This window comes from Streptosporangium becharense, assembly GCF_014204985.1.
Classification (GTDB): domain Bacteria; phylum Actinomycetota; class Actinomycetes; order Streptosporangiales; family Streptosporangiaceae; genus Streptosporangium; species Streptosporangium becharense.
This window is the reverse complement of sequence record NZ_JACHMP010000001.1, coordinates 3014849-3036496: the sequence shown is the minus strand read 5'-3', so window position 1 is coordinate 3036496 and position 21648 is coordinate 3014849. Positions and strand designations below refer to the sequence as shown.

Below are 21648 nucleotides of genomic sequence, written 5' to 3'. Positions count from 1 at the left end.
GGTGGCTACCGTCGGGTAGAAACGCAGAACGCACAGCCGTACCCCAGGGGGATACAGCATGAGGGCGCGAATGGGCAGCGCGCGGCTCGGCCCCGCCGAGCGGTCCGCCGCACTGGCACAGATGGGCTCCGAGGAGCTCGACGTGGTCGTCATCGGTGGCGGGGTCGTCGGCGCGGGGGTGGCGCTCGACGCGGCGACCCGCGGGCTGACCGTCGGGCTGCTGGAGGCCCGGGACTTCGCCTCGGGCACCTCGTCCAGGTCGTCCAAGCTCATCCACGGGGGGCTGCGCTACCTGGAGCAGCTCAACTTCGACCTGGTCAGGGAGGCGCTCCAGGAGCGCGCGCTGCTGTTACAGCGCATCGCCCCGCATCTGGTCCGGCCGGTGCCGTTCCTGTTCCCGCTGACGCATCCGGGCTGGGAGCGGCCCTACGTCGGCGCGGGCCTGATGATGTACGACTCGCTGGGCTTCTCCTTCGGGTTCACCCGGGGCGTGCCCGGCCACCGGCACCTGTCGCGTACCAGAGCGCTGCGCCTGGCCCCCGCGTTGCGGCGCAAGGCGTTCTCCGGCGCGGTGCAGTACTGGGACGCGCAGGTCGACGACGCCCGCTATGTGATGACCACGCTACGGACCGCCGCGGCGTACGGGGCGTACGTCGCCTCGCGGGCGCAGGTGGTGGGTTTCCTGCGTGAGGGCGAGCGGGTCACCGGGGTCAAGGCGTGCGACCTGGAGACGGGCGGCGAGTTCGACGTGCGGGCCCGGCAGGTGGTCAACGCCACGGGCGTGTGGACCGACGACATCCAGGCGCTGGTCGGCGGGCGTGGGCAGATCCACGTGCGCGCCTCCAAGGGCGTCCACCTGGTGGTGCCGCGCGACCGGATCCACTCCCTGACCGGCATCATCCTGCGCACCGAGAAGTCGGTGCTGTTCGTCATCCCGTGGGGCCGTCACTGGATCATCGGGACCACTGACACCCGGTGGGACCTGGACCGGGCCCACCCGGCGGCGTCCCGCTCGGACATCGACTACGTTCTCGACCACGTCAACGCGGTGCTGTCGGTGCCGCTCACCCGCGAGGACGTGGAGGGCGTCTACGCGGGGCTCCGCCCGCTGCTGTCCGGGGAGTCGGAGGAGACGTCCAAGCTCTCCCGCGAGCACGTGGTGGCCCACCCCGTCCCGGGGCTGGTCATGGTGGCCGGCGGCAAGTACACGACGTACCGGGTCATGGCGCGCGACGCGGTCGACGCGGTGGCGCACGGCCTGGATCAGCGGGTGCCGCCGTCCTGCACCGACCGGATCCCGCTGGTCGGCGCCGAGGGGTACCAGGCGCTGTGGAACTCCCGGCAGCGGCTGGCACAGTCCTCCGGCCTGCACGTGGCCAGGATCGAGCACCTGCTGCAGCGGTACGGCTCCATGATCGACGAGGTGCTGGCGCTGATCGAGGAGGACCCGTCGCTGGCCAAGCCGCTGGCCGGGGCGGACGACTACCTGCGGGCCGAGGTCGTCTACGCGGCCACCCACGAAGGCGCGCGGCACGTCAACGACGTGCTGACCCGGCGCACGCACATCTCGATCGAGACCTTCCACCGCGGGCTGGGCGTGGTGGAGGAGGCGGCCGGGCTGCTCGCCGGGCCGCTGGAGTGGGACGACGACCAGGTCAAGCGTGAGGTGGAGTACTACACCAAGCGGGTCGAGGCCGAGCGCCTCTCCCAGGAGCAGGACACCGACCAGGAAGCCGACGCGATCCGGCTCGGCGCACCGGAGATCGTCCCGGTGGCGAGCCCCGAGGCCGCCCGACCGGCGTGACCCGTCCGGGCCGGGGATCCGCGCCGGCCCCGCGGTGATCCTCCCGCACCGGACCAGGCTGAACCGGGCTGAACCGGCCTGAACCGAACCGAGTTGAACCAGGGCTGAACCGGGCCGGGCCACCCCCGGGCCGGGCTGAACCGGCCCGGGGGCGGCCCGGGGCGAGCCGGACCGGGCCACCCGGTCCCGGAGGTCAGCGGATCTCGTAGACGGCGCAGACACCCGAGCGGTACCGGAAGACGGCGAACCCGTCGAGCGGCGGTGACGGACGCCCGTACCGGGTGTCGACGAACAGCCAGCGGACCCCGTACCGTTCCCGCAGCCGCCGCACCCCGGCCGCGGTGGGGACGCGGAACACCGCGTCGTTGTCGGCCAGCCGCCGCCGGTCCCAGAACGGCAACGAGGTGATCGCGTGGGTGGTGACGTCCCCGACGCGGGCATGGGCTCCCGCGCTGTAGCCCCAGCCTTCGACGAGCACCCGCCGTTCGGACAGGCCGGACACCCAGAAGTGCCGGTTGTCGCAGCGGGCCGTGCCGGGTACGGCGCAGTGCGCGTTGGTCGCGACGACGTCATCGGGACGCGAGTGGTCCCGCAGCCACCGTCCCGCCTCCCGTGCCCCCCTGGGGACGGACCCGGCGGGGCCGGCGAGCGGCCACATCTCGTAGGCGAGCAGTGCGCGCTCGGGAGCCGTCACCAGCCCGAGACCGGTCACGAGAGCGATCACCAGCGCCATGGGCAGGCCGCGTGGCGCCCCGAGCCTGCGGCAGGCCACCGTCACACCGGCCGCGCACAGGACCACGGCGCAGGCCAGGGCCAGGTACGGGACGACGAGGTGGGTGAACCGGGCGCCGGGGTCGCGGCCGACGGCGAGCGGCTCGACCGCCGCCCCGCCCGCGAGATCTCCCAGGACGCCGCCCGCGACGCGGACCGCGGCGGCGAGCGCGGCCCCGGCGCAGACGGCCCCCGCCAGCCACCACCGCGTCCGCGCGGCGGGCCGTGCGGCGGTGAGGAGCGTCGCCAGGCCGCAGGCGGCGGCCAGGGAGAGGAAGGGCCGGGCGGCCTGCAGGAAGAAGTACTCGCTGCCGCCGGGGTGGCCGAAGAGCAACACGGCGGGGAGGGCGGCGGCGCCCATGCCCAGCACCATGAGGACCGGCGCCTGCGGCACGGCCGGACGCGGCGGCCCCGGCGGACCGCTCCCGCCGGGCCCTTCCGGCGTCCGGTCCGCGGTGGCGCGAACGCCGGCCGCCGGCCCCCCGCCGGCCTCTTCCGCCTTCCCGCCCGCGGTGGGGACGCGGGCCGCCAGGCCGAGGACGCCGGACCACACGCACGCCCAGGACACGAGCATGATCACTCCCATGGTGATCGAGAGCGCCGGGGAGGGGTCGGTCCAGGCGGGGACGACCCGCCCCGCGACCAGTGCCTTGGTGGCGGAGGCCAGCGGCTCCGGCGCCATCCCGAGGCGTGCCCCGCCGAAGAGCACCAGCTGGGCGAAGAGCGCGCACGCCGCCGTGAGGCCCAGGGCGAGCACGGCGGGCCGGTGCAGGCGGCGCAGGAACACCAGGTGCGCGGCGACCACGGTGGCCAGACCGGCGGCGATCAAGGGCAGGTACGTCGACTTGGCGCCCATCGTGACGGCCAGCGCCACGAGCAGCAGCACCCACTCCGCCCGGCCGCCTCCGCCGCGCAGCAGGCCGACCAGGACCAGGACCGCCAGGCAGGACGTCACCGCGCCGAACGTCTGGGTGGGGCTGACCCAGAGAGTCCCGTCGAGCAGGGCACCGGACGGGACCAGCCCGGTGCTCCACGCCAGCGGGTTCGGGGCGACGACGAGGAAGGAGATCCCCGCCGCCACCGGCCCCGTCCACCACAGGCCGGTCAACCGGCGCGCGGTCACCGCGACGAGCACGACGAGCACCCCCGCCATGGGCGGCACGGCCAGCCGGTGGACGATGATCTCCAGCTCGATCCCGGTCACCCAGCTCGACGCCGCCAGGTGCGGGTAGACGAACCAGTGGTACAGCAGCGGCATCCCCAGCACGGTGGGTTCGGCCGGGGGGAGGTGGTGCTTGAGCTCGGCGGCCAGGGCGAGCTGGAACGGCATGTCGGCGAAGGGGCGGGCGTCCCCGGGCCAGGAGAGCCCGTGCGCGCGCAGGAAACCGGCGCCGCTCCAGGCCAGCACGATCCCGAACAGGCCCGTCAGGGACCACGACCACCACAGGGGGGCGGCCCCGTCGCGCGCCGGCGCGCGCCAGTGGCGCCGCAGGGCCGGGACGGCCGTGAAGGCCGCGAGCGTCAGGGCGGGCGGGACGAGCACCAGGAGCGGCGCGCCGGCCGCCCGCGCGGGGATGTAGGTGAGGACCTGCATCGCGTAACCGACCGCGGTGCCCGCCGCGAGGTCCTCGGCGAGCAGCCGCGGCCCCCGGTGCGCGGCCCGCCAGAGCAGGGCACCGGGCAGGGTCACGGTGAGGGCGACGAAGACGCCGAAGACCGCGACGTCACGCGGGCTCACCTCGTACGCGCACAGGACGCCGACAGCCGGGGCGGCGGCGGCCGGGAACGGCAGCAGACGCCACAGGCCCCTCGCGGCGCCGGACGGGACGACCGGCCTGATGCCCCTGGCGGCGAGGCCGGGGGGTGACGGCCTGCCTGGCGCGACGGTCACGAGGGTCCCCCTCCTGCGGAAGACTCGGGCGGGGACGGCCGGCGGAGTGGGCCGCCCCGGGACGAGCGGGCCGGGCCCGGGGAAGAACGGGAGCGCCCCCGCGAGGTGCGGGCCACGAGGGCGACCCGCCTGTCACGGAGTGTAGTCGAAAGAAATTCGAACGTGACCGTCGCTCCGGTCGGGCGGCTCGCCCGGGGCCGGGGAAAACGGGACCGCCGCCCGGCCACCGTACGGCGGCCGGGCGGCGGCCCGGGATGCGATGGACGTGACCTAGTGCGAGAACGCCTGGAACTCGGCGGCGCGCAGCTGGTCCCTGGCGAGGCTCGCCGTGGCGCAGTCGGTCGAGGAGTTGGGGTCGGCGTCCTGCTCACCGGCGTAGAGCGGGTTGCCGGTGCACTGGGTGGAGACGGCCCGCAGGGCCAGGTGGGTCGCCGTGGTGGTCGGGATCTTGAAGGACTCGATCAGCAGGTCGGCCCCTCGGGGACGCGGCAGGCGGGTCTGGAAGGCGTCGGCCGGGCTGGTGTAGACGACGGAGAAGGAGTCGGGCGACGAGCAGTCCTTCTTGGTGGAGTCGCAGGCCAGGACCTCGAAGGCGCGCAGCGCGCTGAAGCGGTTCTGCGATCCGGGGTCGGCCGGGTCGCCCACGTTGGGCCGCAGCATGGCGCTGACCTGGACCCTGCGGACCTTCACCGGGTCGGTGCCGGCCAGGTCGACGGTGACGGACCTGCCCTTGACCGGTCCGGTGAGCGAGGCCCAGTTCGTGGCCTCGGTCTCGTCGATCAGCTTGGCGTGGTTGACACCGTCACCGGTGGCCGTCGCACCCGACGCTGCGGAGGCGTGGTTCTTCGCGACCGGCAGCGGCAGCGGCAGCTTCACACCCGGCAGCACGGCGAACTTCACCCGGGTGTGCCCGAACCCGTTGCCCACGACCACGAAGTCGTACAGGCCCGGGGTCATCTCGACGGTGTCGCCGAGCTCGGTCGCCGGGTCGGTGTCGGCCACCGGCACCGCGCGGCCCTCGTAGCGGCCGACGTACAGCTTGAGCGCCGCACCCTTGGCGTCACCCAGCGGCTTGAGCTGGAGTTTCCCGTTCTTGCCGGACGGGTCGACGAAGCTGGGCACCGGGTCGGGGTCGTTCGGGCCGTTGCTCGCGGCGCCCGCGCCGAGGCCGTGCTCGGCGAACGCGCGCCACATGAGCGCCTGGTTCGCGCCGCCGAAGCGGATGGCGTCGGCCGCGAGCAGCGCGTCGCGGTGGTCGACGTAGCTGACCGCGCCGGAGGCCATCAGCAGCAGCGCGTCGAAGGAGAGCTGTGCCCAGCGGCGGTTGCCGGGGCACTGCCCGACCGGGGTCTGGCCGTCGGCGCAGGCCTTCTGCTTGGCCGCGGTGCCCTTGCCGTACCGCTGGACGAACGCCTTGCGGACGTCGTACTGGGTCGCCGACCAGATCTCGCCGTCGGCGTGCACCTGCTGGCCGACGAGGTCGTAGGCGATGTCGCTGTAGTTCAGCGGCGAGGCCGACATGTCGTAGTTGCGGATGCCCGCCTTCTTGTCGCCGGTGACGTAGCCGCCGGTCACGTACGGCGTGTCGCCCGCCGGGCGGAAGCCGTACTCCGCCAGGTACTCCATGGCGAACAGGTCGGAGGTGCTCTCGTTCATGGCGCCGGCCTGGGCACCGCTCCATCCGGCGTTCGGGCCGCCGATCATGCGGCCGGAGATCGCGTGCGTGTACTCGTGGCCGATCACCGACATGTCGTAGTCGCCGTCCACGCAAGGCGCGTAGAACGAGCCCGCGATCGGCTGCCAGAGGTACATGTTGGTGATGGGGGCGATCCCGTCCGGGCCGGTGATCTGGTTGGCGTTGTCGCGGATGCTCGGCACCCGGGCGCCCGCCTGGGCGTTGCCCTGCTCGGGGTCGCCGCCGAGGCCGCCGCGCTCACCGTTGTCGTTCTGCATGTTCCAGGCGGTCTCGGTGAAGCCGAGCCGGTAGGACCAGTCGTGCATGCGGTTGTGCATGGCGTGCAGGTTGGCGATGGCGGCTTCGAGGTCGGCCTCGCCCGGCTGGTCGAAGACGGCGGGGTCGCACTTGGCCGTGTGCCACTTGTTGGTCCACGGGTAGGCGTAGTCCCGGCTGGGCGTGGCCACGTTGCTGCGGGTGCCGACGCTGTACGGGTCCTCACTGGCGCGGTTCTCGAAGGTCCTGGCGGCGTTGCCGAGGCTGGTGTTCGTCGGGGTGTCCGTGGCGTGGTCGACGTCCCACGCCTTGCCCGTGGCGGGGTCGCCGCCGACCACGTAGTCGCAGCGCGGGCCGGTCTTGTGGCACCAGGTCTTGCGGGTGTCGGTGGAGGAGTAGTCGGCCGGCGGGTTGGCGGGGAACGCCTCCCAGCTGGGGTTGCCCGGGTCGAAGTGGTGGTCCACCAGGTTCTCGCGGGTCAGGATCTCACCGCTGACCGCGTCCACGTGGATGGTGTAGGCGGCGGCGTGGCCGTCACCGCCGCCGATCAGGACGACCTGGAAGGCCCGGTGCGTCCCGTCGGGTGCGGGCACCGCCACGGCGGTGACCTGCTTGGTCCTGGCCGTGGCCAGGTCGATGCCGCCGTCCGCGGCGGCGATCTCCAGGGCCCGCTGCTCGGTGATCCGGGCGGCGGGGGGCGCCTCGGAGGAGCGGGACAGGGTCGAGGTCACGTGGAAGACCTTGCCGTCCCGCACGCCGATCACGACCTGGCCGTCCACACCCGCGGGCAGGTCACCGAACTTCTGCCGGAGCAGTACGGCGTGGCCCTCCCCGACGGGGTTGGCGGCGATCTTCTCCAGTGCGTCCACGGCCTCGCCGGAGAGGCCGAACAGGTTCTCGTTCGCCTTCAGGTAGGCCCGTGCCGCCTGCTCGGGGTCGGCACCCAGGCCCTCGGCGAGAGGGGCGGCGCCGGTGACGACGGCGGGGGTGCCGAGGGAGTTCCACCGGACCGTCGCGGCGCCGGCGGACCGGGCGAACGACGCCGGCGGCGCGACGCTGCCGCGCCGGTTGTCGAGGTCGGGCTTGGCGCCTTCCTCCGCCTGGAAGTCGTGGATCTTGGGGGCCTGCCCGCCGGGCTCGCCCTGGGCGATTCCCGGGAGGGGGAGTGCGAGCGCCGCGGTGGCGGCGGTGATGACGGTGATGCGTAACCAGGGTTTGGGCGACACCAAGCCTCCTGCGCAGAGACGGCCGTCGTCGGCCATACCGCGTGGAAATCACGCGTGATGCGCAAGAGGTAACACCGGCTCAAGTGTCATGACAAGATCTTGTAAAGAGGGCTGTGTCGGTGTAATGGCCGCCCATGGGCCGCCCCCTCCGCGGGTGCGGGGGAGGGCACGGCCCGGGGCGGGGTCGCTCCGGACCGGAGGCCGGGGGCCGGGCCCGGAGGGCGAAAAGGAGGGGGGCCCGGACGCGGGGTCCGGGCCCGGTCGGCGGATGCCGGGCGGAACGGATGTCAGGAGAAGGGGATCCAGGCCCGGTCGGCCAGGGTCTTGAGGTCGTTGACCTTCATGCCGAGGTCGGAGACCGTCCACAGGCTGTCACCGATGACGATCGAACGGCGGATGCCCGGGTCGAAGGCGGCGAAGCGGGTGTCGTTCACCGGCCTGGGCCTGGGGTGGTTGATCATGCCGACCTTGGAGATGGCCGAGTCGCCGATGGTGAGGACCAGGGCGGCGCCGTTGGTCTGCTCGGTGCCCGTCCAGGTGCTCAGCGGCAGGACCGCCGTCCCCGTCTTGGCCCAGTAGAGGAAGGCGTGCGGGTCCCACTCCGCCTCCGACCCCGAGTCCTTGTGGAACATCTGCGACAGGCGGCGCGGGTCGGCCGGGTCGCCGACGTCGAACAGCGAGACCTGGGTGCCGAGCGTGCGGCCCTTCTCGCTCGCCTCCTGACCGACGCCGATCAACCGCCCGTCGCCCGCCGGGTGCAGGTAGGCCGAGTATCCGGTGATCTTCAGCTCGCCGGTCGTCCGCGGCTTCGCCGGGTCGCTCAGGTCGAGGGTGTAGAGCGGGTCCACCTGCTTGAACGTCACCACGTAGCCGACGGGGCCGGCGAAGCGCACCGAGTAGATCCGCTCGCCCTTCCCCAGGCCGCCGACCTGGCCGACCACGCCGAGGGTGCCGACGTCGAGCACGTGGACGGCGCTGGAGCTGTCCGGTGCTGAGCCGCCGGGGCCGGGGTCGCCGGCGTCCGAGGTGGTGGCGACGCGCAGGTGCCCGTCGTGCTCCGACAGGGAGTACTGGTTGAGCACCCTGCCGGGCACCCTGCCCGAGGCCACGTACCGGGGCTCGCCGGCGGCGGTGACGTCGAACCGGTGCACCTCCGTCTCCTGCGGCGGCTCCTGCGGTGCGGCGCTCGCCGTCGGTGTCACGCCGGAGGGCGGGGCCGTGGGGAGGCAGGGCTCGGGGCCGGCCTCCGCGGATGCGCCGCCGGACGCCGACGCGCAGACCGCGGGGCTCTCCGCCGCGGAGGCCGTGACCGTGGGAGCCGCCTCCTGGACGACCGGCGGCTCGACCGGCCGGGGCATCCACCAGCGCGGGTTGCTGGTCACGTACAGGCTGGAGGCGGTGCCGTAGACCGTGTCGCCGTCGGCGACCACGCCGATCGGGGAGGTGCCGCCGAGCGGTTTCGACAGGTCGAGGGTGTGCACGGTCAGCATCGAGGTGCCGGTGTACTTCTCGGGGTGGCTGACCTTCCCGCACTCGACCGTGTGGTTCGATGTCGTCCCGTCGGCCGCCGCCAGCTCGTACTTCGGCAGCCACGCCTCGATCGGGGTCTTGGCGACGACCTCCGCGTTGCGCCGCGTGCGCTCGTTGTCCGGCAGGTCGGGGCCGAGGTCGGGGAAGGTGATCTGCGGCTGGCTGCGGACCACGATCCGCACCGTGGAGCCCACCATCCTCGCGTCCACGTGGGAGCCGTCCGGGGTGAGCGAGCCGATCACCCTGGGCTTGCCGGACAGGTCGACGAGGACGTAACGCGGCCCGGGGCTCGGCGCGCGCTTGGCCACCGCGCCGAAGGGGATGATCCCTCCCCCGGAGAACAGCACCAACGCCCGGTCGCCGCTGACCAGCAGGTCGGCCGGGGCCCCCACGTGCTCGGCGTCCACGAGCCTGAGCGTGCCGGTGACCTTCCTGCTCGCAGTGTCCGTCACCCGTAGTACACCGCGGTTGACGGTGATCACCCGGTTGCCGTCGGTCTTCACCAGGTCCGGCTCGTCGACCCCTGCCTCGTGCACGTTCGTGGTGGAGTGCTCGGGGGCGGAGTCCGCCATCTTGGCGGCGGCCGGGTCCGAGGACCGCGCCTCGAAGATGATCGGGCCGCCGATGCCCCACGGGCCGACGTTCTTCGCCGTCTCGGCGCGCAACCCGGCCAGCATGTCGTCACAACCGCTGTAGGAGACCAGCCTGGCCTTCGTCAGGTCGATCGGCGTCGCACGACCGGCGTCGGCGGTTCCCGTCCCCGTCCCGGTGGACGTGCAGGCGGTGGCGAGCAGCGCGGCGGCGAGCATGACCGCGCCGGCCGTACGCGTGGATGTCCTCATGCCCCTACTACGGATCGGCGGCAGCCGGGGTTCACCCTTCTCTACCGACCGGTAGCCATCGTTCGTTGCGGCCGATCACGCTGCGGGCATGGCCATCCCCCCCTGACGTGGCCCGGGCACCCGGCGTGACCCGGACACTCGTCAGGCGAAGGGGATGTCAGGAGAAGGGGATCCAGGCCCGGTCGGCCAGGGTCTTGAGGTCGTTGACCTTCATGCCGACCTCGGAGACCGCCCACAGGCTGTCACCGATGACGACTGAGCGGTGGATGTCCCAGGGGATGGACTTCCAGTCGATGGTGTCGTCCCCCCGCCTGGGCCTGGGGTGGTTGATCATGCCGACCTTGGAGATGGCCGACTCGCCGATGGTGAGGACCAGGGCGGCGCCGTTGGTCTGCCCGGTGCCCGTCGAGGTCTCCAGCGGCAGGACCGCCAGCCCCGTCCTGGCCCAGTAGAGGAAGGTGTGCGGGTGGTTCCGCCGGGTCTTCGCCCCCGAGTCCTTGGGGAACATCTGCGACAGGCGGCGTGGGTCGGCCGGGTCGCCGATGTCGAACAGCGAGATCTGGGTGCCGAGCGTGCGGCCCTTCTCGCTCGCCTCCTGACCGACGCCGATCAACCGCCCGTCGCCCGCCGGGTGCAGGTAGGTCGAGTATCCGGCGATCTTCAGCTCACCGGCCGTCCGCGGCTTCGCCGGGTCGCTCAGGTCGAGGGTGTAGAGCGGGTCCACTGGCTCGAACGTCATCGCGTAGCCGACGGGGCCGACGAAGCGCACCGAGTAGATCCGCTCGCCCTTCCCCAGGCCGCCGACCTGGCCGGCCACGCCGAGGGTGCCGGCGTCGAGCACGTGGACGGCGGCGGAGCCGTTCCGGGCGGAGCCGCCGGGGTCGCCGACGTCCGAGGTGGTGGCGACGCGCAGGTGCCCGTCGTGCTCCGACAGGGAGTAGTGGTTGAGCACCCTGCCGGGCACCCTGCCCGAGGCCACGTACCGGGGCTCGCCGGCCGCGGTGATGTCGAACCGGTGCACCTCCGTCTCCTGTGGGGCGGAGGCCGTGGCCGACGGAGTCTCCTGGACGAACGACGGCTCGAACGCCTGGGGCCCCCACCAGCGCAGGTCGCTGGTCACGTACAGACTGGAGGCGGTGCCGTGGACCGTGTCGCCGTCGGCGACCACGCCGATCGGGGAGGTGTCACCGAACGGCTTCGACAGGTCGATGGTGTGCACGGTCAGCATCGAGGTCCCGCTGTACTTCTCGGGGTGACTGATCTTCCCGCACTCGACCGTGTGACGCGAGGTCTCACCGTCGGCCGTCGTCAGGTCGTACTTCGGCAGCCACGTCTCGATCGGGATCTGGGCGAGGAACTCCGTGTTGCGTCGCGTGATCTCGTCGTCCGGCAGGTCGCGGCCGAATTCGGGGAAGGTGACGTCGGGCTCGCTGAGGACCACGACCCGCACCGTGGAGCCCACCATCCTTGCGTCCACCTGGGAGCCGTCCGGGGCGAGCATGCCGATCATCTCAGGCTTCCCGGACAGGTCGACCAGGACGTAACGCGGCCCGTCGCTCCGCGCGCGCTTGGTCTCCGTGCCGAAGGGGATGGGCGCGGGCCCGGGGAACAGCACCAGTGCCCGGTCACCGCTGACCAGCAGGTTGACCGGCCCGTTCCTCACGTTCTCGGTCAAGAGCCTGAGCGTGCCGGTGACCTTCCTGCTCCTGGTGTCCACCACCCGGAGCACACCATGGTTGACGGTGATCAACCGGTTGCCGTCGGTCTTCACCAGGTCCGGCTCGTCGACCCCGGTCTCGTGCGTGTTCGTGGTGATCTGCCCATATGTGGAGTCCGCCAGCTTGTTGGCGGCCGGGTCCGCGAACCGCCACCTGGAGGTGCTCGGGCCGCTGAGGCCCCCCGGACCGACGGCCCTCCTCATTCCGGCGTGCAACCCGGCCAGCATGTCGTCACAACCGCTGTAGGAGACGAGCCCGGCCTTCCCCTGGCCGGTCGGTTCCGCGCGGCCGGTACCGGATCCCGATCCTGTCCCCGCTCCGGTGGATGTGCAGGCGGTGACGAACAGCGCGGTGGCGAGCATGATCGCGCCGGCCGCGCGCGTGGATTTCCTCATGTCCCCTACGACAGGGGGGCGGCGCACGAGGTTCGCGCTTTCTACCGACCGGTAGCCATCGTTCGTTGCGGCCGATTACGCTGCGGGCATGGCCATCCCCCCTGACGTGGCCCGGGCACCCGGCGTGACCCGGACACTCGACCCCCGCATGATCGAACGTGTCGTACGGCAGGTGACCTCCGGCGGGAAGACCCAGGAGATCGTCGCGCCGTTCACCGGCGAGGTTCTCACCGAACTGCCCGTCTCCACCGCCGGCGACGTCCGCGCCGCGCACGCCGCGGCGCGCGAGGCCGCGCGGGCGTGGGCGGCGCGTCCCGCGCGTGAGCGGGTCGTGCCCTTCCTGCGTCTGCACGACGCCATCCTCGACCGCCGCGAGGAGATCCTCGACGTGGTCCAGTGGGAGACCGGCAAGGCGCGCAGGCACGCCTTCGAGGAGGTGCTCGACTCCGCGCTCTCCACCCTCTACTACGCGCGGCGGGCCCCCGGCCTGCTGGAACCCAGGCGCCGGGCGGGGATCTTCCCCGTCGCGACGAGGACCGTCGAGGAACGCCGGCCGCGCGGCACCGTGGTCGTGATCTCCCCGTGGAACTACCCGCTGTCGCTCGGCGTCGCCGACGTCGTCCCCGCGCTGCTCGCGGGCAACGCCGTGGTGCACAAGCCCGACACCCAGACCGCGCTGTCCACGCTGTGGGTGATCGACTTGCTGGTCTCCCTCGGGATGCCGCGCGAGATCTGGCAGGTCGTGCTCGGCGACCCCGCCGAGCTGGGCGAGCCGCTGATCGACGGCGCCGGCTACGTGGCCTTCACCGGCTCCACCCGGGCGGGTCGGGTGATCGCCGAGCAGGCGGGCAGGCGACTGGTCGGCTGCTCGCTGGAGCTCGGCGGCAAGAATCCGATGCTCGTGCTCGACGACGCCGACCTGGACCTCGCGGCCCAGGGCGCCCTGCGCGCCTGCTTCAGCAACGCCGGGCAGCTGTGCCTGTCCATTGAGCGGCTCTACGTCCACGACTCCGTGCACGACGCGTTCCTGGAGCGGTTCGTCCGCCTGACCGGCAACATGAGGCTCGGCACCGGGCTCGACTGGGGCGTGCAGATGGGCTCGCTCACCTCGCGGCGGCAGTTGGAGGCGGTCTCCGCCCACGTGGACGACGCCGTCGCCAAGGGTGCCCGCGTCCTCACCGGCGGCCGGGCCCGCCCCGACATCGGCCCGCTGTTCTACGAGCCCACGGTCCTGACCGGCGTCGACGAGAGCATGAACCTGTGCCGCGCCGAGACCTTCGGGCCCGTCGTCTCGGTCTACCGCTTCTCGGACGACGACGAGGCGGTCGAACGGGCCAACGACACCGACTACGGCCTCAACGCCTCCATCTGGACCGGCGACGTGCCGCGCGGGCGAGCGCTCGCGGCCCGGATCAAGGCGGGCACCGTCAACATCAACGAGGGGTACGGCTCGGCCTACGGCTCCTATGACGCCCCGATGGGCGGGATGAAGTCCTCCGGCCTGGGCCGCCGGCACGGCGCGGAGGGGCTGCTGAAGTACACCGAGGCGCAGACCGTCTCCAGCCAGGCCACCTGGCTGGGCTTCGAGCCGGTCCTCGGCCTGCCGTACGACAGGTACGCCGAGACCCTCACGAACGTGCTCAAGCTCATGAAACGACTGCACCTGAAGTAGCGGGATCCCAAGCCGCTGGATGTGGGAGCACGGTGCCCGCGGTGACGGGCACCGCGCCACGGCCGTCTCCGGAGGGAGCCCCGGATGTTCGACTACGACGTACTGGTGATCGGTTCGGGGTTCGGCGGGAGCGTCTCGGCGCTGCGCCTGACGGAGAAGGGCTACCGGGTCGGGGTGCTGGAGGCCGGGCGCCGCTTCGACGAGAGCACCCTGCCCCGGACCTCCTGGCGCGTCCGCGACTTCCTGTGGGCGCCGGGCCTGGGGCTGAAGGGCATCCAGCGCATCCACGTGCTGCGCGGGAGCCGGGGCACCGGCGTCATGGTCCTCGCCGGCGCCGGGGTGGGCGGTGGCTCCCTGGTCTACGCCAACACCCTCTACGAGCCCGCCGACGCGTTCTTCACCGACGCCCAGTGGGCGGGGATAACCGACTGGAGGACGGAGCTCGCCCCCTACTACGACCAGGCCAGGCGCATGCTGGGCGTGGTGCCGAACCCGACGGTCACCCCGGCCGACGAGGTGGTGCGCGCGGTCGCCGAGCGGATGGGTGTGGGCCACACCTTCCGGATGGCCCCGGTCGGCGTCTTCTTCGGCACCCCGGGGGAGGAGGCCGACGACCCCTACTTCGGCGGCGCCGGGCCGCGCCGCCGGGGCTGCACCGAGTGCGGCGAGTGCATGACCGGCTGCCGGCACGGGGCCAAGAACATGCTGACCAAGAACTACCTGCACCTGGCCGAGCGGGCGGGGGCCGGGGTCCACCCGGAGACCACGGTCACCTCGGTCGTACCGGTGGAGGGCGGTTACCGGGTCGAGACGGCCCGGACGGGCGCGCCTTGGCGCCGCCGCGTGTTCACCGCCGAGCAGGTGGTCTTCGCGGCCGGCACGTACGGCACCCAGCGGCTGCTGCACCGTCTCAAGGCCACCGGGGCCCTGCCCCGTCTGTCCGACCGGCTCGGCGCGCTGACCCGGACCAACTCCGAGGCGCTGCTCGGGTTCGAGCGCCTGTCGGCCGGGGGGGAGAAGCTCAACCGCGGGGTGGCGATCACCTCCTCCGTCCACCCCGACGCCCACACCCACATCGAGCCGGCCCGTTACGGCGACGGCTCCAACGCCATGGGGCTGCTCCGCTCCCTGCTGATCGACGGCGGCGGCGGCCCGCGCTGGCTGCGGTTCCTCGGCGAGGTCCTGCGCAGCCCCCGCCTGCTGGCCCGGCTGTTCGACCACCGCCGCTGGTCCGAACGGGCGATCATCGCCCTGGTCATGCAGGCCAAGGACAACTCGATCACCCTGTCCGCGCGCCGGGGGCCGTTCGGCTGGCGGCTCCACTCCGGTCCCGGGCACGGCGAGCCCAATCCCACCTGGCTCCCGGCCGGGCACGAGTTCGCCCGGCTCGCCGCCGAGGAGGTCGGCGGCATGGCGGCCGGCAGTTGGCTCGACCTGTTCGACATCCCGGCCACCGCGCACTTCCTGGGCGGGTGCGCCATCGGCGCCGGGCCGGACACCGGGGTCATCGACCCCTACCACCGTGTCCACGGCTACGAGGGCCTGCACGTCGTCGACGGCTCCGCGGTGTCCGCCAACCCCGGCGTCAACCCCTCCCTCACCATCACGGCCCAGGCCGAGCGCGCCATGGCGCTGTGGCCCAACCGGGGCGAGAGCGACCCCCGGCCCGCGCCGGGGTCCCCGTACGTCCGGCTCCGGCCCGTCCCGCCCGTCCGCCCCGCGGTGCCCGCCGCCGCTCCCGGGGCGTTGCGCCTGCCCATCGTCGAGATCACCTGACCGTCCGGTCGTGATCACCCCGGTGCCGACGCAATGCAGCTATATATGGGTCAATATCCCGATGTGATGTGGAATGTCGAAGAGTTCGTGCGCGCCGCCGGAGTGACCGTCGACGAGCTGGCCGCGTACGTGGACGGCAGCCAGCGCGGCGTGCCGCCCGTCCTGGGCCGCAGGCCCCCACGGGAGGTGGCCGAGCGGCTCGGGCTGGCCCGGTGGATCCGCGACGGAGGCATGACCGAGGAGGGGTACCGGGAGTTCCTGCGCGCCTACCTCGCCGAGGGGACCCGCCAGCACCACCCCGGCTACCTGGGGCACCAGATCGCCGCCCCCGACTTCCCGGCGGCGCTGGCCGACTTCGTGCACGGGGCCGCCAACAACCCGATGGCGATCTACGAGATGGGCGCCTCGGCGGCGACCGTCGAGTCCGAGGTGCTGCGCTGGATGCTCGGCAGGGCCGGTTTCGGCGAGACGGGCGGCGGGGTGCTCACCCACGGCGGGTCGCTGGCCAACCTCACCGCGCTGCTGGCCGCCAGGGCCGCCGCCGCGCCGGACGCCTGGACCGACGGCGTCCCCGGCGACCTGGCCCTGCTCGCCCCGGCTTCGGCGCACTACTCCCTCACCCGGGCCGCCGCCGTCCTCGGCCTGGGCGAGCGCGCGGTCGTGCCGCTGGACGCCGACGGGCTCGGCAGGATCGACGTCACGCGCCTGCCGGACGCCCTGGAACGGGTACGGCGGGCCGGGCGGCGGCCGATGGCCCTGGTGGCGAACGCCTGCGCGACCGCGACCGGGCTCTACGACGACCTGCGTGGCGTCGGCGAGTTCTGCGCCGCGCACGGTGTCTGGTTCCACGTGGACGGGGCCCACGGCGCCTCGGCACTGCTGTCCCCGGCCCACCGGCACCTGCTCGACGGCGTCGAGCTCGCCGACTCGCTGATCTGGGACGCGCACAAGATGCTGCGGACCTCCGGCCCGGCGGCGGCGGTCCTGACCCGCCGCGAGGGCGACCTGGACGCCGCCTTCCGGCAGCGGGCCAGCTACCTGTTCTACGGCGAACCGGGGCTCGACCTCATCGGCAGGACCGTGGAGTGCAGCAAGGCCGAGCTGGGCCTGAAGATCTTCCTCAACCTGGCCTGGCGGGGCGAGCGCGGCCTGGGCGAGTACGTCGCGCGGCAGTACGCCACCGCGCACCGCTTCTGGGAACTGGCCCGTGAACGGCCGGGTTTCGCATGCCCGTACGAACCGGAGAGCAACATCGTCTGCTTCCGGTACGGCGACGGCGACCAGGCCGCGCTGCGCGAGCGGCTGACCGAGGAGGGTGCCTTCCACCTCACCTCCGCCGAGATCGGCGGCGTCCGCCACCTGAGGATGACCGTCATGGCCCCCGCCACGGACGACGGGACCCTCAAGGCCCTGCTCGACCGCATCCCCGACCTGGCGGACCGGTCCGGCGGGTGACCGGGGCAGGTCGGCGGGTGACCGGGCCGCTGTGGGCCGCCCGGCGGGCCGGGTACGGCGCTCCCCGGCCACGGCCCTGCCGTCCGGGCCGGCGGGGAACCCGCTTGAGCCGCGGGGAGAAGGTCAAATAGCGTCACGCCCATGACCGAACTCGACAGCCGCCTGCGCGCGGTGTGCGACCTCAACGTCGCCGGGGTACGCGAGATGGCCGGCCGCCACGAGTACGACGGGATGATCCAGGATCTCTCACCGGCGGGCGTGCGCGCCGGGCTGGCCGCGCTGGGCGGGGGCCCGCCGCCCGCCGACCCGTACGACGCGGCGCACCTGGAGATCTTCGAGGAGGCCGCCCGGGTGCGGTACGGCGAGCTGGAACTGCACCGGCGCAGCCCCATGGACCACCTGAGCGGCCTCGACCTGGCCGTCTACGACCGCGAGTACGGTCCCGAAGCCGAGCGGGCGGCGGCCAGGCACGCCCACCTCGCCCGCTGGCCCGAGGCCGTGGACAACGCGATCGCCGCGCTGGACATGCTCAGCGCCCCGGTGGCGGCCGCGTTGCTCGGGGCCGTGCGCGGCCTGGCCGCCGGGGTGCCCGCGGACGCCGACGAGCACGTACGCGAGGCGGCGCTGAAGGCCCACGCCCGCCTGGTCGAGCACGTCGAGCGGGCCGCGGACTCCGGTGATCCGGACGCCTCGCTCGGCGCCGGTGGCCTGGCCAGGCTGATGAGCGCGGGTGACGGGCTGGCGGTCGACCTGGGACGGCTCGCCGAGCACGCCGACGCCGAACGCGACCGGCTGATGGAACGGCTGGCCGACGCCTGTGCCCGGCTGGGGGAGGCCGGACGCCCGCCGCTGGACGTGGCGCGCGAGCTCGTCCGGCGGCACCCCGGCCCCGACGGCGTCATCGAGGCGGCCCGGATCGGGGCGGAGCGGGCGATCGCCTTCACCAGGGAGAAGGACCTGGTGCCCTACCACGACGGCGAGTGCCTGGTGGGCGTCGCGCCGGAGTCGCGCCGCTGGGCGATGGCGATGATCAGCTGGTCCGCGCCGGGGGAGCCCGACGGCCCCTCGTGGTACTACGTGACCCCGCCGGACCCCTCGTGGCCCGAGCACGACGTCGAGGAGTGGCTGGAGGTCTTCAGCGAGACCACCCTGCCGGCGATCAACGTGCACGAGGTCGCCCCGGGGCACTTCTCCCACGGCCGGGCCCTGCGGCACGTCCGCTCCGACGTGCGGCGCACGCTGATGTCGACGGCCTTCGCCGAGGGATGGGCCCACTACGCCGAGGAGCTCTGCGTCGAGGAGGGTTTCGCACCCGGCGACCCGCGCTTCGAGATCGGCGTCTGGCTGGAGGCCCTGATCAGGGTGACCCGGCTGGCCTGCGCGATCGGCGTGCACTCCGGCGCGATGACCGTCGAGGAGGGCGCCCGCCGGTTCGCGGCCGACACCCACATCTCCGGCCCGGCGGCCAGGTCGGAGGCGGCGCGCGCCACCTTCGACCCGACCTACGGCCGTTACACCTGGGGCAAGCTGGAGATCCTCCGCCTGCGGAGGCGGGCCAGGGCCGAGTGGGGCGCCGAGTTCGGCCTCAGGCGTTTCCACACCGCCATGCTGGACCTCGGCTCCCCGCCGCTGGGCCTGCTCGACCGGGCACTCTGATCGGGTGCTCCGGCCGGGTGCTCTGACCGGGTGCTCCGCCCCTGGCGCTCCGGCCGCCGGGTCGTCCGGGCGGGGAGGCCGGTCAGCGGCCGGGGCGGCCCATCCCGGGAGGTGCTCGTCCACATCACCTCGGTCAGCGGTCGACGGCCGTGGCCCCGCCGTCGACGACCAGGTGCGTCCCGGTGATGAAGGACGCCTCGTCGCTCATCAGGAACCGGACGGCCGCCGCCACCTCGCGGGGGCGGCCGAGCCGCCCGAAGACCGACCTCCCGGCGAACGCCCCCGAGCGGCCCGCGTCGCCGCCGGTGGCGGCGGCGAGCATCGGGGTGTCGATGTAACCCGGGCAGACCGCGTTGACGCGGATCGGCGCCAGCTCGTGGGCCATCGACCGGGTCAGGCCGAGCAGCCCGGCCTTCGCCGAGCAGTACGCCGGGATGAACGCCCGGCCGGCCAGGCCCTCGATCGAGGAGACGGCGACGACCGCGGCGCCGCCGTGCGCGCGCAGGTCGTCCAGGAGCGCCTTGGTGAGCAGCGCGTGGGCTCGCAGGTTGACGTCGAGGACGGCGTCCCAGGCGTCCTCGGTCAGGTCCGCGACGGCCAGCGGCCCCACGACGCCGGCCGCGTGCACCAGGCCGCCGATCGAGCCGAGGACGTCGCGGCTGGCGGTGATCGCGGCGGGGAAGGCCGAGCCGTCGGTGACGTCGATGGTCACGGCGACCGCGGGGGCGCCGTTCATCGCGACGAAGGACGCCGTCTCCTTGGCCCCCGTCTCGTCGCGGTCCCAGATGGCGACCGGGCGGCCCGCCTCGGCGAGCGCGAGCGCGCAGGCCCGCCCGATGCCCGACGCCCCTCCGGTGACGATGACTCCGGTGTTGGCTCCGGTCCTGACCATTGTCTGCCTCCTCGGCTGTCGACGGCCTTCACCTGGATAGGTGACCAATCGGACGCCAGGCATGCCGGGATCGGGGCGGCGGGTGTGAGCCACCGGACGCCACACCGTCCCCGGCCGGAGGCGGACCCTCCGTGCCGGAAGCAGATCTCCCACCCGGAGGCCGGTCCTCGCCGGCCGCGCACGGTCCTTGGCAGCCACGCACGGTCCTCGCCGGCCGCGCGTGTTCCCGGCTGCCCGTGTTCCCGGCCGGCCGTGGTTCTCCCGGCCGGGAACATGCGCGCTGACGAGCGCCGATAGACTGGACCGACCGCTGTGTTCTCTTTGGGGGTCTTGGTGTCCGACTTCGACACGGTCCTGGTCGTGGACTTCGGCGCGCAGTACGCGCAGCTGATCGCGCGACGGGTGCGCGAATGCCACGTCTACTCCGAGATCGTCCCCTCGACGATGCCGGTCGAGGAGATGCTGGCCAAGAAACCCAAGGCCATCATCCTGTCCGGTGGCCCCTCGTCGGTCTACGCCGAGAACGCCCCGGCCGTTCCCCGCGGGCTGTTCCAGACGGGCGTGCCGACCTTCGGCATCTGCTACGGCTTCCAGGCCATGGCCCAGGAGCTCGGCGGCAAGGTGGCCAGGACCGGCGTCGCCGAGTACGGCGGCACCAGCCTGAACGTGATCGACGAGGGTGTGCTGTTCGCCGGGCTCCCCGCCGAGCAGTCGGTCTGGATGTCCCACGGTGACAGCGTCGCCGCCGCCCCCGAGGGGTTCGCCGTCACCGCGGCGACCGCCGAGACCCCCGTCGCCGCGTTCGAGCACCCCGAGCTGGGTCTGTACGGGGTGCAGTTCCACCCCGAGGTCCTGCACTCCGCGCACGGCCAGACCGTGCTCAAGCACTTCCTCGACGCCGCGGGCTGCCGCCCCTCCTGGACGATGCTCAACATCGTCGAGGACGCGGTCGAGGCCGTCCGTGCCCAGATCGGCCCGGAGGGCCGCGCCATCTGCGCGCTCTCCGGCGGAGTCGACTCCGCCGTCGCCGCCGCCATGGTGCAGCGGGCCATCGGCGACAGGCTGACCTGCGTGTTCGTCGACCACGGGTTGCTGCGCAAGGGCGAGGCCGAGCAGGTCGAGCGTGACTTCGTGGCCGTCACCGGCGTCAAGCTCCGCGTGGTCGACGCCCAGGAGCGTTTCCTCAAGGCGCTGGACGGGGTCACCGACCCGGAGGAGAAGCGCAAGATCATCGGCCGGGAGTTCATCCGGGTCTTCGAGGACGAGCAGCGCGCCATCCTGGCCGACGGCCCCGTCGACTTCCTCGTGCAAGGCACGCTCTACCCCGACGTGGTCGAGTCGGGCGGCGGCACCGGCACCGCCAACATCAAGTCCCATCACAACGTCGGCGGCCTCCCCGACGACCTGCGGTTCTCGCTGGTCGAGCCGCTCCGCGCGCTGTTCAAGGACGAGGTTCGCCGGGCGGGCGAGGAGCTCGGCCTGCCCGCCGCCATGGTCTGGCGCCAGCCGTTCCCCGGCCCCGGCCTGGGCATCCGCATCGTCGGCGCGGTCACCCGCGAGCGGCTGGAGATCCTCCGCGAGGCCGACGCCATCGCCCGCGAGGAGCTCTCCCGGGCCGGTCTCGACCGGGAGATCTGGCAGTGCCCGGTCGTCCTGCTCGCCGACGTCCGCTCGGTGGGCGTCCAGGGCGACGGCCGCACCTACGGGCACCCGATCGTGCTGCGTCCGGTCTCCAGCGAGGACGCGATGACCGCCGACTGGTCCCGCGTCCCCTACGACGTGCTCGCCCGTATCTCCACCCGCATCACCAACGAGGTGCGCGAGGTCAACCGCGTGGTGCTCGACGTGACGAGCAAGCCCCCGGGCACCATCGAGTGGGAGTAGGCCGACCGGCCGGGTGCGGGCCGGGAAACCCTCCCGGCCCGCACCCGCGCGGCGCAAGGGCCCACCGGGCGGGAGGCCGCCGCCGGCTCCATTCCCGGCCCGTGCCCGTGCGGGGGAAGGCCGCCGGCGGGCCGACCGGTCACGTCCCGCCGACCGGGGGGCATGACCGGTCGCGGGGCCGCCGA

11 protein-coding genes are annotated in these 21648 nt (G+C 73.3%); 6 read left to right on the top strand and 5 right to left on the bottom strand.

Annotation, left to right across the window (positions count from 1 at the left end; translation table 11 throughout):
• Positions 1 to 58 precede the first annotated feature (58 nt).
• The gene (locus F4562_RS12895) at positions 59 to 1804 is read left to right on the top strand and encodes a glycerol-3-phosphate dehydrogenase/oxidase (protein ID WP_184538342.1); all 1746 of its coding nucleotides are present in this window, start codon (positions 59 to 61) and stop codon (positions 1802 to 1804) included.
• A 193-nt stretch (positions 1805 to 1997) separates the two neighbouring features.
• On the opposite strand, the gene F4562_RS12890 is transcribed toward F4562_RS12895, so the two are convergent.
• The 4 genes from F4562_RS12890 to F4562_RS12875 all read right to left on the bottom strand — a co-directional run bounded on the left by F4562_RS12890 (position 1998) and on the right by F4562_RS12875 (position 12128).
• Complete coding sequence (locus F4562_RS12890; protein WP_184538344.1) at positions 1998 to 4466, bottom strand: hypothetical protein; 2469 nt, start codon at positions 4464 to 4466, stop codon at positions 1998 to 2000.
• A 270-nt stretch (positions 4467 to 4736) separates the two neighbouring features.
• Positions 4737 to 7643 carry a M36 family metallopeptidase gene (locus F4562_RS12885; protein WP_311733819.1) on the bottom strand — a complete coding sequence of 969 codons (2907 nt, stop codon included), beginning with the start codon at positions 7641 to 7643 and terminating at the stop codon, positions 4737 to 4739.
• A 287-nt stretch (positions 7644 to 7930) separates the two neighbouring features.
• On the bottom strand, positions 7931 to 10015 hold the full coding sequence (locus tag F4562_RS12880) for a beta-propeller domain-containing protein (protein WP_184538348.1): 2085 nt from the start codon (positions 10013 to 10015) through the stop codon (positions 7931 to 7933).
• A 157-nt stretch (positions 10016 to 10172) separates the two neighbouring features.
• Complete coding sequence (locus tag F4562_RS12875; RefSeq protein WP_184538350.1) at positions 10173 to 12128, bottom strand: beta-propeller domain-containing protein; 1956 nt, start codon at positions 12126 to 12128, stop codon at positions 10173 to 10175.
• 88 nt (positions 12129 to 12216) lie between these two features.
• On the opposite strand from F4562_RS12875, the gene F4562_RS12870 reads away from it, so the two are divergent.
• The 4 genes from F4562_RS12870 (at position 12217) to F4562_RS12855 (ending at position 18687) form a co-directional block, all read left to right on the top strand.
• The gene (locus tag F4562_RS12870) at positions 12217 to 13800 is read left to right on the top strand and encodes a succinic semialdehyde dehydrogenase (RefSeq protein ID WP_184538352.1); all 1584 of its coding nucleotides are present in this window, start codon (positions 12217 to 12219) and stop codon (positions 13798 to 13800) included.
• Positions 13801 to 13884: 84 nt separating this feature from the next.
• Entirely contained in the window at positions 13885 to 15576 is a 1692-nt protein-coding gene (locus F4562_RS12865; protein ID WP_184538353.1) for a GMC oxidoreductase, read from the top strand.
• A gap of 66 nt (positions 15577 to 15642) precedes the next feature.
• Positions 15643 to 17031 carry a pyridoxal phosphate-dependent decarboxylase family protein gene (locus F4562_RS12860; RefSeq protein ID WP_184538355.1) on the top strand — a complete coding sequence of 463 codons (1389 nt, stop codon included), beginning with the start codon at positions 15643 to 15645 and terminating at the stop codon, positions 17029 to 17031.
• Between the two features lie 141 nt (positions 17032 to 17172).
• Positions 17173 to 18687 (top strand): DUF885 family protein, encoded by a 1515-nt coding sequence (locus tag F4562_RS12855; protein WP_184538357.1) that lies wholly within the window; start codon positions 17173 to 17175, stop codon positions 18685 to 18687.
• Positions 18688 to 18820: 133 nt separating this feature from the next.
• Here F4562_RS12855 and F4562_RS12850 read toward each other — a convergent pair whose 3' ends face one another.
• Positions 18821 to 19579, bottom strand: a complete 759-nt coding sequence (locus tag F4562_RS12850) for an SDR family NAD(P)-dependent oxidoreductase (RefSeq protein WP_184538359.1) — start codon at positions 19577 to 19579, stop codon at positions 18821 to 18823.
• A 312-nt stretch (positions 19580 to 19891) separates the two neighbouring features.
• Between F4562_RS12850 and guaA the strand changes: the two genes are divergently transcribed.
• Positions 19892 to 21463, top strand: coding sequence for a glutamine-hydrolyzing GMP synthase (gene guaA, locus F4562_RS12845; protein ID WP_184538360.1), 1572 nt, complete (start codon positions 19892 to 19894; stop codon positions 21461 to 21463).
• The last annotated feature ends 185 nt before the right edge of the window (positions 21464 to 21648 follow it).

Coding starts and splice junctions, on each gene's coding strand:
- F4562_RS12895 (WP_184538342.1), top strand. CDS start 59: ATGAGGGCGCGAATGGGCAGCGCGCGGCTCGGCCCCGCCGAGCGGTCC.
- F4562_RS12880 (WP_184538348.1), bottom strand. CDS start 10,015: ATGAGGACATCCACGCGTACGGCCGGCGCGGTCATGCTCGCCGCCGCG.
- F4562_RS12875 (WP_184538350.1), bottom strand. CDS start 12,128: ATGAGGAAATCCACGCGCGCGGCCGGCGCGATCATGCTCGCCACCGCG.
- F4562_RS12870 (WP_184538352.1), top strand. CDS start 12,217: ATGGCCATCCCCCCTGACGTGGCCCGGGCACCCGGCGTGACCCGGACA.
- F4562_RS12865 (WP_184538353.1), top strand. CDS start 13,885: ATGTTCGACTACGACGTACTGGTGATCGGTTCGGGGTTCGGCGGGAGC.
- F4562_RS12860 (WP_184538355.1), top strand. CDS start 15,643: ATGTGGAATGTCGAAGAGTTCGTGCGCGCCGCCGGAGTGACCGTCGAC.
- F4562_RS12855 (WP_184538357.1), top strand. CDS start 17,173: ATGACCGAACTCGACAGCCGCCTGCGCGCGGTGTGCGACCTCAACGTC.
- F4562_RS12850 (WP_184538359.1), bottom strand. CDS start 19,579: ATGGTCAGGACCGGAGCCAACACCGGAGTCATCGTCACCGGAGGGGCG.